12 protein-coding genes are annotated in these 15,593 nt (G+C 71.0%); 6 read left to right on the plus strand and 6 right to left on the minus strand.

Annotated elements, in window-relative coordinates; all coding sequences use genetic code 11:
* Positions 1-30 precede the first annotated feature (30 nt).
* Genes RT323_RS04590 through RT323_RS04605 form a run of 4 tightly spaced genes read left to right on the plus strand, consistent with a single transcriptional unit; the run spans position 31 to position 4,205 of the window.
* Positions 31-1,875: an Ig-like domain-containing protein gene (locus tag RT323_RS04590; protein ID WP_313405402.1), complete on the plus strand. Its 1,845-nt coding sequence runs from the start codon at positions 31-33 to the stop codon at positions 1,873-1,875.
* Complete coding sequence (locus tag RT323_RS04595; RefSeq protein ID WP_313405403.1) at positions 1,875-2,267, plus strand: hypothetical protein; 393 nt, start codon at positions 1,875-1,877, stop codon at positions 2,265-2,267. The genes RT323_RS04590 and RT323_RS04595 overlap by 1 nt, the downstream gene beginning before the upstream one ends.
* Before the next feature lie 2 nt (positions 2,268-2,269).
* The gene (locus tag RT323_RS04600) at positions 2,270-2,971 is read left to right on the plus strand and encodes a response regulator transcription factor (RefSeq protein WP_313405404.1); all 702 of its coding nucleotides are present in this window, start codon (positions 2,270-2,272) and stop codon (positions 2,969-2,971) included.
* A complete protein-coding gene (locus RT323_RS04605; protein ID WP_313405406.1) occupies positions 2,964-4,205 on the plus strand; it encodes a histidine kinase dimerization/phospho-acceptor domain-containing protein in 1,242 nt (413 codons plus the stop codon). Before RT323_RS04600 ends, RT323_RS04605 begins: the two co-directional genes overlap by 8 nt.
* Before the next feature lie 3 nt (positions 4,206-4,208).
* Here the strand turns inward: RT323_RS04605 and pdxH are convergent, their stop codons facing one another.
* Complete coding sequence (gene pdxH, locus RT323_RS04610) at positions 4,209-4,844, minus strand: pyridoxamine 5'-phosphate oxidase (RefSeq protein ID WP_313405408.1); 636 nt, start codon at positions 4,842-4,844, stop codon at positions 4,209-4,211.
* A 191-nt stretch (positions 4,845-5,035) separates the two neighbouring features.
* Here pdxH and RT323_RS04615 point away from each other — a divergent pair, with 191 nt between their 5' ends.
* Positions 5,036-6,145: a citrate synthase 2 gene (locus RT323_RS04615; protein WP_313405410.1), complete on the plus strand. Its 1,110-nt coding sequence runs from the start codon at positions 5,036-5,038 to the stop codon at positions 6,143-6,145.
* Between the two features lie 59 nt (positions 6,146-6,204).
* Here RT323_RS04615 and RT323_RS04620 read toward each other — a convergent pair whose 3' ends face one another.
* Positions 6,205-7,284 carry a CARDB domain-containing protein gene (locus RT323_RS04620; RefSeq protein WP_313405411.1) on the minus strand — a complete coding sequence of 360 codons (1,080 nt, stop codon included), beginning with the start codon at positions 7,282-7,284 and terminating at the stop codon, positions 6,205-6,207.
* 117 nt (positions 7,285-7,401) lie between these two features.
* Positions 7,402-10,719, minus strand: coding sequence for a CDP-glycerol glycerophosphotransferase family protein (locus RT323_RS04625; RefSeq protein WP_313405413.1), 3,318 nt, complete (start codon positions 10,717-10,719; stop codon positions 7,402-7,404).
* A gap of 146 nt (positions 10,720-10,865) precedes the next feature.
* On the opposite strand from RT323_RS04625, the gene RT323_RS04630 reads away from it, so the two are divergent.
* On the plus strand, positions 10,866-12,935 hold the full coding sequence (locus RT323_RS04630) for an acyltransferase family protein (RefSeq protein ID WP_313405415.1): 2,070 nt from the start codon (positions 10,866-10,868) through the stop codon (positions 12,933-12,935).
* Between the two features lie 171 nt (positions 12,936-13,106).
* On the opposite strand, the gene RT323_RS04635 is transcribed toward RT323_RS04630, so the two are convergent.
* The 3 genes from RT323_RS04635 to RT323_RS04645 all read right to left on the minus strand — a co-directional run.
* Positions 13,107-13,901 carry a transglutaminase-like domain-containing protein gene (locus RT323_RS04635; protein ID WP_313405417.1) on the minus strand — a complete coding sequence of 265 codons (795 nt, stop codon included), beginning with the start codon at positions 13,899-13,901 and terminating at the stop codon, positions 13,107-13,109.
* 114 nt (positions 13,902-14,015) lie between these two features.
* Positions 14,016-14,996 (minus strand): methylmalonyl Co-A mutase-associated GTPase MeaB, encoded by a 981-nt coding sequence (gene meaB, locus RT323_RS04640; protein ID WP_313405419.1) that lies wholly within the window; start codon positions 14,994-14,996, stop codon positions 14,016-14,018.
* A gap of 20 nt (positions 14,997-15,016) precedes the next feature.
* A partial coding sequence (locus tag RT323_RS04645) for a hypothetical protein (protein WP_313405420.1) occupies positions 15,017-15,593 on the minus strand: 577 nt, incomplete at its 5' end.

Genomic DNA, 15,593 nt, shown 5'->3' on the forward strand with positions numbered 1-15,593 from the left:
TGTGGAGCGGCCCTCCGTAGCGTTGATGCCATGACCACGAGCCGGGAAGCAGGTGCCGCGATGACCATCCGTCGTGCCCTGGTCGTCCTGGCCCTGCTGGGCGTCGCCCTCGTCGGCCTGCCGAGCTTCTCCTCGGCCACGTACACCTCCTCGACCAGCTCGACGGCCACCGTCCGCGCCAGTGCCGACTGGACTCCCCCCGTCGTCTCCGTCGTCGCTCCCGGCACGGCCGTGCAGGGCACCGTCACGATCGGCGCCGAGGCCACGGACTCCGGCCTGGGCGTCCAGGACGTCACCGTCGAGTACAGCCTCGCCGGCTCCGGCGCGTGGGTCGCGCTGTGCACCGACACCACCGCCCCGTACTCGTGCGCATGGAACACGTCGGGGCTCGGCGACGGCCGCTACGACCTGCGGGCGCGCGCCACGGACAAGGCCGGGCACGAGACGACGTCCGACGCGGTCCGCACGGCCGTCGCGAATAAGCTCCTGGTCGTCATGAACGATCCGGGCGACCACGTCCGCGGCACGGTCCAGCTGTCCGCCGGCGCGTTCAACACGGGGTCCCTGAGCCACACGGTCCGCCTCCAGTACCGCCTCGCGGGCAGCTCGACCTGGACGAACGCCGCCGGCTGCACCTCGATGGCGTCGCCCTACACGTGCTCGTGGAGCTCCACCGCCGTCGCCTCCGGCGACTACGAGTTCCGTGCCGTGCTCACCGCGGGGCTGACCACGACGATTTCCGAGACCGTCACCGACGTCACGGTCGACAACGTCGTCCCCACCGTCGCGATGACCGACCCGGGCAGCCCGCTGAGCGGCACGCGCACCTTCGCCGCGGCGGCGGCCGACACCCACTCCGGCGTCGCCACCGTGCAGTTCCAGTACCTCGCCAGCGGCACCACCACGTGGAAGGCGCTGTGCACCACCGACCTGGAGCCGTGGTCGTGCCGCGTCGCCACGAGCGACCTGCCCAACGGCACCTACTCGTTCCGCGCGATCGCGACCGACGAGGCCGGCAACGCGACCACCTCGGCCGCCGTCACCAACCGCGTCGTCGACAACACCGTCTCCTCGGTGTCCCTGAACGATCCCGGCGTCCTGCTCAGCCGCACGGCCAGCCTGACGGCCGTCGCGAACTCCACCGCGGGCGTGACCTCCGTCCGGATCCAGTTCGCCCCCACGGGCGGTTCCACCTGGACCGATGTCTGCACCGACACGGCGACGCCGTTCACGTGCTCCTGGGACACGACGAAGGTCGCGAGCGCGGTCTACGACCTGCGCGCCGTCCTGCTCGACGGCTCGGGCCGCACCACGGTGTCGGCGCTCGAGACGGTGCCGGTCGACAACAGCGCGCTCGCCGGTGCGGACGTCCAGACGACGAACGGTTCGGGCAGCACCGCGGGCCTGATCGGCGCGAACGACACGATCACCCTCACCTACACCGCACAGGTCAACCCCGCGTCCGTGATGGCCGGGTGGAACGGAGCACCCACGAACGTGCAGGTCCGCGTCCGCGACGGCAACGTGCCGGCGCTCATCCGCGGCAGCAAGGGCGACACGCTGGACGTCCTCAACGGCAGCACCGTCCTGGGCCTGGGCTCGGTCAACCTCAAGGGCGACTACGTGCGGTTCCTGCGCACCGTGAGCCTGAACGCCACGATGACCGCCAGCACGGTCACCGTGAACGGACTCGAGCGCACCATCGTCACCCTCAAGCTGGGCACCTTCGCCAGCGGCCGGGCGAGCGACCTCAGGACCAACACCACCGCTGCCGCCATGGTCTGGACCCCGAGCAGCGCCGCGACGGACCTGTTCGGCAACCGCTCCTCCACCACGAACATCACCGAGACCGGCACCGCCGACCGGGACTTCTGATGCAACGTCTCCGCACGACGGCCTCCCGCTGGGCGGCGCTCATGTGCCTGCTCATCGGCCTGGTCTTCGTGCAGCGCGCCCTGGTCGCCCCGTCGGCGGTCTACAGCACGCTCGAGTCCGTCCTGGCGGTCATCGCGGTGCTGGCAGCCGTGAAGATGTGGTTGCACAACTGCTTCGAGTCCCACCTCGCGGCATCCGTCGTCGTCGTGGCCACCGCCGGCAGCACGGTGCTCGCACTCACGGCCGGCATTCCCGGCGAGGGCCGCGCCGACCTCTCGGCCGTCCGCATCCTCGAACTGGTGCTGTGCGCAGCCGTGGTGGTGCTGCTGGTGCTCGACGGACGCGTGCGACGCGAGCATGCTCGCCGGGCGCGTCGGTCCTATGCTCGGTGACCATGGCCGCCCACGTGCTGGTCGTCGAGGACGACGACAAGATCGCACCTCCCCTGGTTCGCACCCTCGAGCGTGAGGGCTACCAGGTGGAGCGGGTCGCGGAAGGGCAGCTCGCCGTCGATCGCATCGCCTCGGGCAACGTCGACCTGGTGCTTCTGGACCTGGGGCTTCCCGACATGGACGGCCTCGAGGTCTGCCGGCAGGCCCGCGAGTCCGGCTTCGCCGGCGGCATCATCATTCTGACGGCGCGCGACGGCGAGCTCGACCGCGTGGTCGGCCTCGACGTGGGCGCCGACGACTACCTCGCGAAGCCCTTCGGGCTGGCCGAGCTGCTGGCCCGCACCCGCGCGCTGCTGCGCCGGAGCGCCCCGGTCGGAACTCCCGCGCAGCCCGTCGCGGCGCCGGCCCCGGCAGGACTGCGGGTGGACACCGCCGCGCGGCGCACCTGGGTCGACGACGCCGAGGTCGCCGTGACCTCCAAGGAGTTCGACGTCCTCGTGCTCCTCGACGAGGTCAGGGGCGCGGTCGTGACGCGCGAGCGGCTCACGAACGAGGTGTGGGACGAGAACTGGTTCGGCTCGACCAAGATGGTCGACGCCACCGTCGGCCGGCTCCGCCAGAAGCTCGAGGAGGCCGGCGCGCCGGTCCAGATCACCAACGTGCGTGGCGTGGGATTCCGGCTGGAGGACCAGTCCGGTGCGTGAGCGGCTCATCGCCGCGCTCGTCGGCATGACGATCGCGATGCTCGCCCTCTACGGCATCCCCCGCGCGTACATGCTGGCCGACCTCGTCACCGACTACGAGGTGCGCAAGATCGAGCGTGCCGCGGACCAGCTCGCCGCGGTCGTCGAGGAGCGCGAGCAGAACGGGTCCCCCATCGACGAGGCGTTCCTGAGGGAGTTCCTCAGCGAGTCCGAGACGCTGACCTACGAGTCGGCCGACGGCTCGACGGTCGTGGCCGGACCCACCCCGGACCCCGCCGACGACATCGTGGAGGCTCGGGACCTGCCCGACGGCGGCACGCTCACCCTGTCGCGCTCGCGTGACCTGATCAACGATCGCATCACCAACGCACTCGTCCCGCTGATCCTGATCGGTCTGTCCCTCACGGTCGTCGCCGCCGGCTTCGGGTACGCCATCGCTCGCCGGCTGTCGCGTCCGTTCAAGGAGCTGGCCGCGGCAGCCGACCGGCTCGGGCAGGGACACTTCGACATCGACCCGCCGCACTACGGGATCCCCGAGGCCGAGGCGGTCGGCGACGCTCTGCGCGACAGCTCGCGACGGCTCGGCGAGCTCGTCCGGCGCGAGCGCGAGTTCGCGTCGAACGCGTCCCACCAGCTGCGCACTCCCATCACCGCACTGCGGCTCGAGCTCGAGGACCTCACGCTGTGGCCGCAGACACCGCCTGAGATCACGGACGAACTGAACCGCTACCTGCCCGAGCTCGATCGCCTCAGCAGCGCGATCGACGAGATGCTGGGGCTCGCGCGGGGACTGCGGCTCGGTGACGCCGTCGAGGTCGACCTGTCCGAGCTCGTGGCGGACGTCGTCGAGCGTTGGGAGCCGACGGCCAAGGCGGCCGGGCACGAGATCCGGCAGGACGACACCGGCCCGGTGACGGCGCGCGTCGTCCCCGGACCGGTCGTGCAGATTCTCGACGTCCTGATCGAGAACGCCTCCAGTCATGGCACCGGCCGCATCCTCGTCACGGCGCAGGACGTGGGCCCGTACGTCCGCATCGCCGTGCGGGACGAGGGCGCCCGCACGATCGGCCAGGAGGTCTTCCAGCGCGGTACGAGCCGCAAGGACGGCGACGAGGGCGGCCTCGGCCTGACGATCGCGTCGGAGCTGGCCACCACGATGGGCGGCTACCTCAAGCTCACCGAGGACGAGCTGACCACCTTCGAGCTCCTGCTGCCGGGGCCGGGCGGGTCCTGAGCATCACGGCGCGAGGCGGTCGCGTCGCCATCGCTCGCCGGCCCGCGTGAACCGCAGCCGGTCGTGCAGGCGGTTCTCACGCCCGTGCCAGAACTCCAGGACCTCGGGCGCGATGCGGTAGCCACCCCAGTCCTCGGGGCGGTGCTCGGCGGCGCCGGCGTCCTCGGCCTCGCGCCACCGGCGCTCGAGCTCGGCCCGGTCGGCGACGACCTGCGACTGCGGAGACGACGAGGCGCTGATCCGCGCCCCCACGGGCCGGGCCAGGAAGTACGCGTCCGACTCGGCCTCGTCGAGCCGCGAGACCGCTCCCTCGATCCGCAGTTGGCGGTGCAGCGGGTGCCACAGCATGACGGCCGCCGCACGCGGGTTCTGGGCCAGCTCCCGGCCCTTGCGTGAGTCGTAGTTCGTGAAGAAGACGGCGCCTCGCTCGTCGAGTCCCTTCAGCAGGACGATCCGCACCGACGGCTCACCGCTCGCGGTCGCCGTCGCCAGTGCCATCGCGTTCGGCTCGTGGACCTGCGCCGCGATCGCGTCGGCGAACCACTCGCGCGCCAGCGCCATCGGATCCTCACCGGCCGTCGCCTCGTCCAGGCCCGTCCGCGCATACTCGGTCCGCATCCGCGCCAGCTCGTCGCTCATGCGCCCACGGTAGTCACCTCGGCGCCGGTGACGGTTTCCCCGGTTAACCGGGGAAGCTGGCACTTCACGAGGGTTGCGATCCTCGAGAAGTGACAGGAAACCTACTTAACCGGGGAAACTTCGCCCCGGGCGACCGGTGGGTAACCGACCGCCATGACCAGCTGACGCGGCCCACAGGGCACACTTGGCCCATGACTCAAGTGCACCACGGACTGGAAGGCGTCGTAGCGTTCGAGAGCAAGATCGCCGAACCCGACAAGGAAGGCTCCGCGCTCCGCTACCGCGGCGTCGACATCGATGATCTCGTCGGCCGGGTGCCGTTCGAGAAGATCTGGGGTCTGCTGGTCGATGGCTCCTACGACCCGGGCCTGCCTCCCGCCGAGCCGTATCCGATCCCCGTGCACTCCGGCGACATCCGCGCCGACGTCCAGAGCGCGATCGCGCAGATGGCGCCCGTCTGGGGCCTGCGCCAGCTCTACGACATCGAGACCCCCGAAGAGGTCCGCGACGACCTCGCCCGCACCGCCGTCATGGTGCTGTCCTACGTGGCCCAGGCGGCCCGCGGACTCGGCAAGCCGATGGTCCCCCAGAGCGAGATCGACAAGTGCGACACGATCGTCGAGCGCATGCTCACGCGCTGGCGCGGTGAGGTCAACCCCGCCCACGCGAAGGCCATCGACGCCTACCTGGTCTCGGCAGCCGAGCACGGCATGAACGCCTCGACGTTCACCTCGCGCGTCATCGCCTCCACCGGCGCCGACGTCGCCGCTGCACTGTCCGGTGCCGTCGGCGCGATGTCGGGCCCGCTGCACGGCGGCGCCCCGTCGCGCGTCCTCGGCATGATCGAGCAGGTCGAGAAGAGCGGCGACGCCACCGCGTACGTCAAGCAGCTGCTCGACTCCGGCGAGCGCCTGATGGGCTTCGGTCACCGCGTCTACCGCGCCGAGGACCCCCGCGCCCGCACGCTGCGCCGCACCGCCAAAGAGCTGAACGCGCCCCGCGCCGAGGTCGCCGAGGCCCTCGAGCAGGCCGCCCTCAAGGAGCTGCGCGAGCGCCGTCCCGACCGCGTCCTGGAGACCAACGTCGAGTTCTGGGCCGCGATCGTCCTGGACTTCGCCGAGATCCCGGCGAACATGTTCACCGCGATGTTCACCTCCGCCCGCACCGCCGGGTGGAGCGCGCACATCCTCGAGCAGTACCAGACGGGCCGCCTGATCCGCCCCTCGGCGATCTACACCGGCCCTGAGTCGCGCAAGGCCGACGAGGTCGAGGGCTGGAACCCGGACTGGGCCGCCAACTGACGCAGAGGAACGACAGGAGGGCCGGTGCCGCGAGGTCGCGCCGGCCCTCCTGCCATCGTTCATGACCTCGGCTTCACCGTGAGCGCTCCATTCGCTTGGTAGCTCTGGTTCTCGTACGAGCCGCCACCGGGCGACGTGTACTTGGTCTCGCCGTACTGACGCCACGTGATCCTCGACGTAGCGCCCGACCAGTTGATCGCGTAGGCCGGCTTCGCGGACCACCAGTACTGCCGCAGCTGGAGCGTCGGCACCGGGGACACGTTGCCGATGTTCTCCCCTCGGCAGTTGATTCGAGGAGTCTCCACGGATCCGAGCGTGTGCTCGAGTCCGAACAACGCCCTCGGCCCGTTCTTCGAGCCCGGGAAGTCGATCAAGCCGCCGGCCGGCACTCCCGCAGGCCGGACGTCAACGGGCCCGGAGCGACTGAATCGCGTGTAGGCGTCCCACCGGCAGTCCGTATCAGTCTGTCCCTGCGCGTCGTGCAGCTGGGTTCCCGATGCCGCCGCCTTCGACCACGTCCACGTCAGCGACGCAGGGCGACCGTCGGCGAACTCCATCCATCCTGTGCCGGTCCCATCCAACCGGACGTCCTCTTCGTCGACCGTGAGGAAGCCCGAGCTGCCCGATCGAGAGCGGTACGCGACGTCGACGCGTGCCGAGACGTCCACCTGGACCCAGCCCGTCCTCGGCCACCCAGATGCCGCCCTCGTGACCGTGAGTCGCGATCTTGCTGCGCGGCAGTTGTTGCGCTCGTTCGACTCCCGCACCCGCTTGCGTGCATCCGCACACGCGAGCAGCCAATAGGTCCCCGGCTTCGTCGCCGTCGGCACTCGAACCGTCAGCGCCTTGGCAGCGTGGCCCCTGCGCGGCTTCAGTCGCGTGACAGCGCGCTCGCGCAGGCGCACATCCCGCTTGTCCAGCTTCCTGTCCTTGGACAGGACGTACCGTGTCACCGACTTCGGCGCTGTCTTGCGCCCCTTGTTCCGGGTCACGTCCCGGACCTTCAGGGTCCCACCCGGAGCCACCTGCCCGGGCGAGGCCGACACGGACTTCACGACCAGGTCGGGACGCTTCTTGGCGGCGGCGTGCGCCGGGACGGGGCCCGCCGCGGCTGTCACCACCGCGATCCCGACTGCCACGGACAGAACGCGAACTCTCGGACTCATGTGCACCTCCTGTGCCCGGGGCCCGGGTGGCCCCATACGACACGAGAGCCGCATCAACCGCAGGTGATACGAAGTTGATCCGTCCACGGATCAGTCCGGAGGTGTGCCTCGCTCGGCCTCGGTGAAGACGGCGTCGATGACGCGGTCGGACGCGTGCCCGTCCTCGAGGCTGCCGAACATCTCGCGGAACGTGGCCAGTCGATCGGCGAACTCGACCGAGAGCTCGTCCAGGCGGGCGACCGAGTCGATGACGGCGTCGCTCGTGCGCACCACCGGGCCGGGCGCGATCTCCTCGAGGTCGACGTAGAACCCGCGCAGGTCGTCGCGGTAGTGCTCGAGGTCGTAGACGAACGAGATGATCGGCCGGCCCGTCTGCGCGTAGTCGAACATGATCGACGAGTAGTCCGTAATAAGGGCGTCCGCGACCAGCAGCAGGTCCTGGGTGTCCGGGTACTTCGAGACGTTGAGGATGCTCGCGTCGAGGTCCTTGGGCCACGTGAACTTCACGAGCGGGTGCAGGCGCACCAGCAGGGTCGTGTCCGACCCGAGGCGCTCGGCGAACCGGCCCAGGTCCAGCGCCATCTCGTGCGACCACGCACCGGAGGCACCGGAGGCGCGACCGTCGTCGCGGAACGTGGGCGCGTAGAGGACGACCTTGCGGTCAGGCGCCAGTCCCAGCCGGATCCTCGTCTCATGGGCCCGGCGGCGCCCCACCTCGGTGTGGAAGACGTCGTTGCCCGGGTAACCGGACTCGATGATCCGGCCGTCGTAGCCGAACGCGCTGCGGAACGCCTTCGTCGCGTACGGGCTGGGCGAGACGAGCGAGGACCAGCGGCCCACGAGCTCCTGTGCCTTCTGGTGGTAGTCGTCGGCGCGGCCGTGCATGACCGGCACGTCGTTCTGCATCCGCTTGAGCGGCGTGCCGTGCCACGTCTGCAGGTAGTGCGTGCCGCGCGGGCGCCTGCATAGGTCGTGGACGTTCTGGTTGAACACCCAGTACTTCGCGCGCGACATCGTCCAGAAGTACCGGGGCGTCAGCCGGAAGACCTTGTTCGTGCCCGGGGGCACCCGCAGCGTCGAGTTGTTGACATACCAGAGGTCGAGTGGGGTCCCGCGCTCGTGCAGTCGCTCGAACAGCGCGCGTGGGCTGCCGCCGTAGGCGTTGCCGCGGTCGCTCTCGAACACCGCGATGTCACGACGCGGCAGCAGGCTGCCGAAGCGGAACATCAGGCTCATCACCCGGTAGTAGTGCGGTCCGGCCCGGAAGCGCTTGAAGGCGTCGCGCACGCCGCGGCGGTTGCGCAGCCGCAGCAGTCGCGTGGACAGTCCGTCGGCCTCGCGCACCATCTCGTAGTTGCGCTCGCAGTAGCCCGTCTCGGGCAGCTCGAGGTACTTGTGGACACGACCCGCGTACTGCTCGGTGAGGGTGAAGCCGGCCTCGGCCGAGCGCGTGATCTCGGCGGCCAGGTCGGCGGCGCGGTGGGCGATGGGACCGGGCAGCTCGGTCACCGCGTCCACGAACGGCACGCGGGCGCCTGTCAGGACGGAGTCGTCGAACCGGAAGAAGAACACCGGACGGCCCAGGAACGCCGCGTCCCAGGCGACGCTCGAGTAGTCGGTGACCAGCGCGGCGCTGGTGCGGATCAGGTCCTGCACGTCGGCGTCGCGCGGCGCGATCGAGATGCCCTCGAGCGGCAGGTCGTCGACCAGGGCCCGCAGGTTGGGGTGCAGGACGAGCAGGATCTCGACGCCGTGGTCCTCGCGCAGTGCCTGGATCTGCGGGTCGGCCAGGAACTCCTTCCAGTTCGCGAGGTACCTGCTCTCGAGCACCGCCTCGCGGCTGGCGAGCCAGTCGCGCCAGGTGGGCATGACCAGCAGCCGGCGCTGGACCGTCGGGTCGCCCTCGAACAGCGCGTCGAATCTGGCGAAGCCGGTGACCTTGACCTGCGACGGGAAGTAGTCGAAGTCCTCGATGAAGATCTGTCGTTCGGCCTGCGAGTTCACCACGACGCGGTCCGGCGGCATCTCCTGCATGTGCAGGCGGCCGTAGTTGAGGCGCACGTTCTTCATGCCGGTGACCCCGTGCTGCAGGAAGATCCGCAGCCCCTTCGCATGCCTGGCGAGTCGCGCCGACCGAGAGGCGTGGAGGTACTCGGCGTGGTGGCTGCCGACGAACCGTGACGCCAGGACGGTGTACCGGATGTGCTCGCGCGAGCGCGTCGTCACCACGTTGCCGAGCGGCTCGACCTTCGCGCGATCGGGCGAGTCGGCGTCGATCACGTAGTAGGCGCGGCGCTCGGGCTGCGCCTGGCGGATCCAGCGGAAGAGCTGGAAGCCGTTGTCCTGGGCCTTGTACGGCGCCTCCCCGACCAACCAGATCCCCGAGAACGGCCGCATCGGGGCCAGCAGCCAGGCCCAGCGCGTCAGCCGTCGCAGGTACGCGTGGTTCGCGGTGGTGAACCGCTCGGTCCAGAACGCCAGCCGCTTGCCGCGGAACGTCAGGTACGGAACCCATTGATCGACGTGCTCACCCGTGGCCGCCGGAACTGGCAGGTCCCTCAGGCGTGCCTTCGGGAAGTCCTTCTGGAACAGCAGCACTCGCGCAGGCAGCTCGAAGCCGTCGAGGTCGACGGTCAGCGACGGGTCGATGATGCCCTCGCGCTCGTCCTCGGTCGCGCCGGAGGGCCGGATGTCGAACGAGACGTGGTACTCGTGCAGGCCGTGGGCGGCGGTCGCGTCGGCGGGAACGACCGTGACGGGCAGGTCCTCGACGGTGTCGGCGAAGCGACGGCCGAGCCGGAACTCGATCGAGTGCGCCGGCCGCGAGAACGTGCGAAGGACGAGGTCGCCGCTGATGCCGTGCGGTCCCACCTCGAGTCGACGGCCGTCGACCTCCCACCGGCGGATCGGCTCGGGGGCGAAGCGGACGGACACGTTGCCCTGGTCGGTGACGTGGGTCCAGGCGTGGACCTCCTCGCCGAACGGGGAGGCGGCGCCCGCCAGGTCGATGCGCGCCATGGCGGCGGCGGTGTCGGTGTGGTCGAAGCGGCCGAGGCGCAGCTCGCCGCCGTCGGCCAGCTCGAGGAAGAGGTCGAACCGTCCGGCCGCGCGACCGCCGGCCTCCCACAGCTCGGCCGGGTCGAGGCGGAAGGCGAAGCGGCGGTCCGGCGCCTGCTCGAAGCGGGCCGCCACGGTGCCGAGCCGGCTGGCGGGACGGACGACCAGCGCGACGACACGTGGTCCGCGCAGCTCGCCGGCGTACGAGATCGATCCGTCCTCGTGGCGCACGGTGAGCGTGGCGGCGTCTCGCGGAGCGGGTGCACGGCCCAGCGCTCGGCGGGCCCGCTCCTTCACGCCCGCCGGGACCATCGCCACGACGCGACGGCGCACTCGACCCACGTCAGGCATGCTCTCCTCGACTCCCCGGCTCGGCGTTCCTCGGCGCGCGCACGGCGCGATTCTCGAGTCTAGTGGGGCGTCGCGACACCGGCTCGCAACCCCGCGGCGCGCGGGCGCCCCGGGCGCCGCTCGGCACCGGCGGATATCGTGGTGCGGTGCCCGCCAGCCTCCCTCGTGACCGCTTCAGGGCCGAGATCGCTGCCCTGCGAGCCGTCGCGGTGCTGCTCGTGGTCCTGTTCCACCTGTGGCCGGGCCGCCTCCCGGGCGGGTACATCGGCGTCGACGTCTTCTTCGTGATCTCGGGCTTCCTCATCACCGGGCACCTGCTGCGCGAGACCGCGGACACCGGCCGGATCGACCTGGCCCGGTTCTGGGCGCGTCGCGCGCGGCGCCTGCTGCCGGCGGCCTACCTCGTGCTGGCCACGACGGGGGTCGCCGTGTGGCTGTGGATGCCGCTGATGGACTGGCGCCAGAACTTCAAGGAGATCATCGGCTCCGCGCTGTACGTGCAGAACTGGGTGCTGGCGTCGGACTCCGTGGACTACCTCGCCGCCGCCGAGGCGCCGACCGCCGTCCAGCACTACTGGACGCTGTCGATCGAGGAGCAGTTCTACCTCGTGTGGCCGCTGCTCGTGCTGCTGGCGGTCGTCCTGGCGGCGCGCCTGGGCCGGTCGCAGAAGGCCGTGCTGGCCGTCGTGCTGGGCGTCGCCACGGCCGCCAGCCTGGCCTACTCGCTGTGGATCACGCAGGCCAACCCGCCGGCGGCGTACTTCGTCACCCCCGCGCGCGCCTGGCAGTTCGGTGCGGGCGCCCTGCTGGCGCTCGTGATGGGCAGCACGACCGTGCGCCGCGGCGCCCCGGCCGCACTCGTCTCCTGGGCGGGCTTCGCGTCCCTCGCCTGGTGCGGCCTCGCCTACGACAGCGCGACGCCGTTCCCGGGCACCGCGGCGCTCGTCCCCGTCATCGGCACCCTGGCCGTCATCTGGGCCGGCGAGCCGGCCGGTCGCCTCTCGCCCACGCCCATCATGCGGTGGCGGGCGACGCACACGCTGGGCGAGATCTCGTACTCGATGTACCTGTGGCACTGGCCGCCGATCGTGATCCTCCCGTACATCCTGACGTCGGACCTCGGCTTCTGGCCGCGCGTCGGCATCCTCGTCTTCACGATCGTCGCCGCGTGGGCCACCAAGCGTTGGGTCGAGGACCCGGCCCGCTTCACGCACCGCTTCGGGCTGCGCAAGCCGGCCGTCACCGGCCTGGCCACCCTGGCCGGTGCCGGACTGCTCGTGGCCGGCTGCGTGACGGGCTATCAGTCGGCGGTCGCCGCCGAGAACCGCGCCGCCCAGGTCGCCGAGGAGCTCACCGAGGACGCCCCGCCGTGCTTCGGCGCCGCCTCGCGCAATCCGGAGAAGGACTGCCACAACCCCGAGCTGGACGACCAGCTGGTGCCCACCCCCGAGGCCGTCACCGAGGACTTCGCCAGTGGCTTCCCGGGATGCTTCGCCGGCGTCCACGACACCGACCTGAACGACTGCACGTTCGGCGACCTGTCCGACCGGTCCCTGCCGCACGTCATCCTGGTGGGCGACTCGCACGCCAGGTCGTTCCTGCCGGCGCTCGTGCGCATGGCCGACCAGAAGCTGATCACGCTCTCGGCCCAGCTCAAGAGCAGCTGCGCGTGGACGCGCGACCCGATCGACCACGAGGACCCGCTGCGCGTCAGCAGCTGCCAGGAGTGGAAGAAGAACCTGCAGGGGTGGCTGCTCGACGAGGCACCCACGACCGACCTGATCCTGACCACCGGCTACGCACGCATGCTGGGTGGGTCGAACACCGAGCGCATCGAGAGCATGAAGGCCGCCTGGCGACCGCTCGTGCGCGAGGACGTCCGCGTCGTCGCCGTCCGCGACAACCCGCGGCACCCCCAGACCCCGCAGAAGTGCCTGTCCCAACTCGACGAGATCACTCCCGACGCGTGCGGCATCAGCCGCGAGAAGGGCCTGGGCTACTTCGACGCCTTCCTCGCGACGGGCCGCCAGGTCGACGGCGCCCAGGCGCTGGACCTGACGCCCTTCTACTGCGACGAGGACGAGTGCCCGGCGATCATCGGCGGTGTCAACGTCTACCGCGACAACTCGCACCTGAGCGTCACGTACGTGCGCACCATGACGCCGTTCGTCTACCGCCAGCTGGTCGGCATGGGCGCCCTGCCGCGTCCGTCCTGACGGGATCGAGCCCGGAGACAACGATGCCGCGGCGCCTCATCGCCCCCCCGAGGTGATGTGGCGACGCGGCGGTCGCAGTTCGGCCAGCGTATCCCATGACGTAGTCCTTTGGAACTACTGAACTGGTTCTTCGGAGATGGCGCAGATCACCGTGGATACGGCGCGGAGCGCTCAGCCCAGGGAGACGAGCTCCGTCGCGTCGTCCGCCGGCAGCTCGTCGACGACCGCCGTCACCTCCAGCCGGTTGAGGTTCACGGCGGCGTGGTGCTGGGACAGGAACGCCGTCTCGGACGCGTCCAGGCCCGTCGCGATCCGCACCATCGACTGGCGTGGGGCCAGGGCGGTCGCGTCCACGACGCACCACCGCCCGTCGATGTACGCCTCGGCGACGGCGTGGAAGTCCATCGGGCTCAGTCCGGGCGCGTAGACGGACGCGAGTCGCGCGGGCACGTCGCGGGCGCGCAGGAGCGCCACCACGAGGTGCGCGTAGTCGCGGCACACTCCCTGTCGCTTGAGCATCGTCTGGACGGCACCGTCCGTGGGCTGGCTGCTGCCCGTCACGTACGACAGGTGCGTGCCGACCCACGACGAGACGGCGTCGAGCAGCGCCTTGCCCGCGAGCCCGGCGAACTCCGCGCGGGCGATCGCGTAGAGCGAGTCGGACTCGGCGTAGCGGCTCGGGCGGCGGTACTCGATGATGTCGAGCTCCTCCGTCGCGATGGGGTCGGCGTGGCCACCAACCTCGGCCTCGTAGTCGATCGTGATCGGGCCGGCGGGAGCGTCGATGCGATGCAGCCGCGCCTCGTGGCGCCCGGCCACCTCGCGCGCCTCGAGCGGCCGACCTTTCTGCACCACCGTCAGGGTCTCGCGTTCGGTCGCGATGTTGGCGGCCACCGCGATCGACAGGACGAGGTCGGCCCGGTCGAACGCGTAGAGCTCCAGGTGGGCGGTGACGGTGCGTTTCACGGCCTCATGCTGTCACGCGGGTCGCGACGCCGCGATCTCGCGCCGGGGCGGGCGGGGAGCGGTGACTCAGCGTCCTTCTCGACGCGAGAACGGACGGTGGCTCACCGCCACACCTCAGGAGTCGAAGGCGCGCAGGATCTCGTCGGCCGCGGCCGCGGGCGACAGCCCGCCCGAGAGGACCTCGTCGCGAACCTTCTCGCGCACCTCGGCGACCGACTCGTCCGTGGCCAGCCGCTGTTCGATCTCGTCACGGACGAGCGTCCAGGTGAAGTCGAGACGCTGCTGCGCGCGCTTCTCGTCGACGCCGCGGTGCCCCATGAACTCGCGGTGCCGGATGACGCGGCTCCAGACGGTGTCGATGTCCGTCCCCTCGAGGGCCGAGCAGGTCAGCACGGGCGGCACCCAGTCCTGCGTGCCTGCGTAGACGAGACGCAGCGCGCCCGCGAGCTCGCGGGCCGTGGACTGCGCCTCGCGCTCGCGCTCGCCGTCGGCCTTGTTGACCGTGATGACGTCGGCGATCTCGAGGATGCCCTTCTTGATGCCCTGCAGCTGGTCGCCGGTGCGCGCCAGCGTCAGGAACAGGAACGTGTCGACCATGCCGGCGACGGTGATCTCGGACTGGCCGACGCCCACCGTCTCGACGAGCACGACGTCGTACCCGGCGGCCTCGAGGATCGTCAGGGCCTGGCTCGTGGCGCGCGCGACGCCGCCGAGGCTGCCCGCGCTGGGCGAGGGCCGGATGTACGCGTTCGGGTCGGTCGACAGCCGCACCATGCGGGTCTTGTCGCCCAGTACCGAGCCGCGGGTGCGCACGCTGGAGGGATCGACCGCGAGCACCCCCACCTTGTGCCCGCGCCCGGTCAGGTGGACGCCGAGCGCCTCGATGAAGGTGGACTTGCCGACGCCGGGGACGCCCGAGATACCGACCCGGACGGCGCCCCCGACCTTCGAGTCCGGCGCGGACGCCAGCTCGGCCAACAGCTCGCGCGCCGTGGCGCGATGGTCGGAGCGGCGTGACTCGACCATCGTGATCGCGCGCGACACTGCGGCACGCTTGCCCTGGCGAATGCCCTCGATCAGCTCGGTCAGGTCCACGCCTGCATCGTAGCCAGCGGTCAGGCGGTGGACAGCGCGACGGTGAGGCCGAGCTCCGCGAGCGTCGCCAGCACGTGCTCACGCAGCGCATCCGCGCCGAGGTCTCCGCCGACCCGGTGCGCCGCCACGGAGAGGTAGACGCGACCGAGGGCGCGACCGCTCAGGACGTAGAGCTGGCCGCCGATCCGGTCCAGCTCCGCCTCGGTCTGGCCGGGCTCGGCGAGCCGCACCCAGAAGTCCTCGGGCTCCGCCCCGTCGATCCGCAGCACCGCGGGGTCGACGTCGCCGTGGTTGGAGCAGCCGATCGGCGCGGACGAGGAGCCCATCGCCAGCGTCTCGGCACCCCGCACCACGAACCTCGGCGTCAGCGGGATCAGCGGCAGCATGGCCGCCACGTCGCGCGCCTGTCCGGCGCGCCCCGCCAGGGCGGCCTTGGTCGCGGCCCGCAGTCGAGTCAGGTCCCGGTCGAGTCCGGTCGGGTCGATCCGGACCTGCACGGAGTCGAGCGCGTTGCCGCGGGTGTCGCCCTCCACCCTCGTGCTGACCGGCACCGCGAGCGTGACCTGCCCGTCCGCGTCGGTGCGGCCCAGGCGACGG

It is taken from the genome of Aeromicrobium sp., assembly GCF_032084975.1.
GTDB lineage: Bacteria > Actinomycetota > Actinomycetes > Propionibacteriales > Nocardioidaceae > Aeromicrobium.

Bases quoted from the DNA above. Each gene is read 5' to 3' on its own strand.
- RT323_RS04590 (WP_313405402.1), top strand. From the start codon at position 31: ATGACCACGAGCCGGGAAGCAGGTGCCGCGATGACCATCCGTCGTGCC.
- RT323_RS04595 (WP_313405403.1), top strand. From the start codon at position 1,875: ATGCAACGTCTCCGCACGACGGCCTCCCGCTGGGCGGCGCTCATGTGC.
- RT323_RS04600 (WP_313405404.1), top strand. From the start codon at position 2,270: ATGGCCGCCCACGTGCTGGTCGTCGAGGACGACGACAAGATCGCACCT.
- pdxH (WP_313405408.1), bottom strand. From the start codon at position 4,844: ATGAGCGACGAGCTGGCGCGGATGCGGACCGAGTATGCGCGGACGGGC.
- RT323_RS04615 (WP_313405410.1), top strand. From the start codon at position 5,036: ATGACTCAAGTGCACCACGGACTGGAAGGCGTCGTAGCGTTCGAGAGC.
- RT323_RS04625 (WP_313405413.1), bottom strand. From the start codon at position 10,719: ATGCCTGACGTGGGTCGAGTGCGCCGTCGCGTCGTGGCGATGGTCCCG.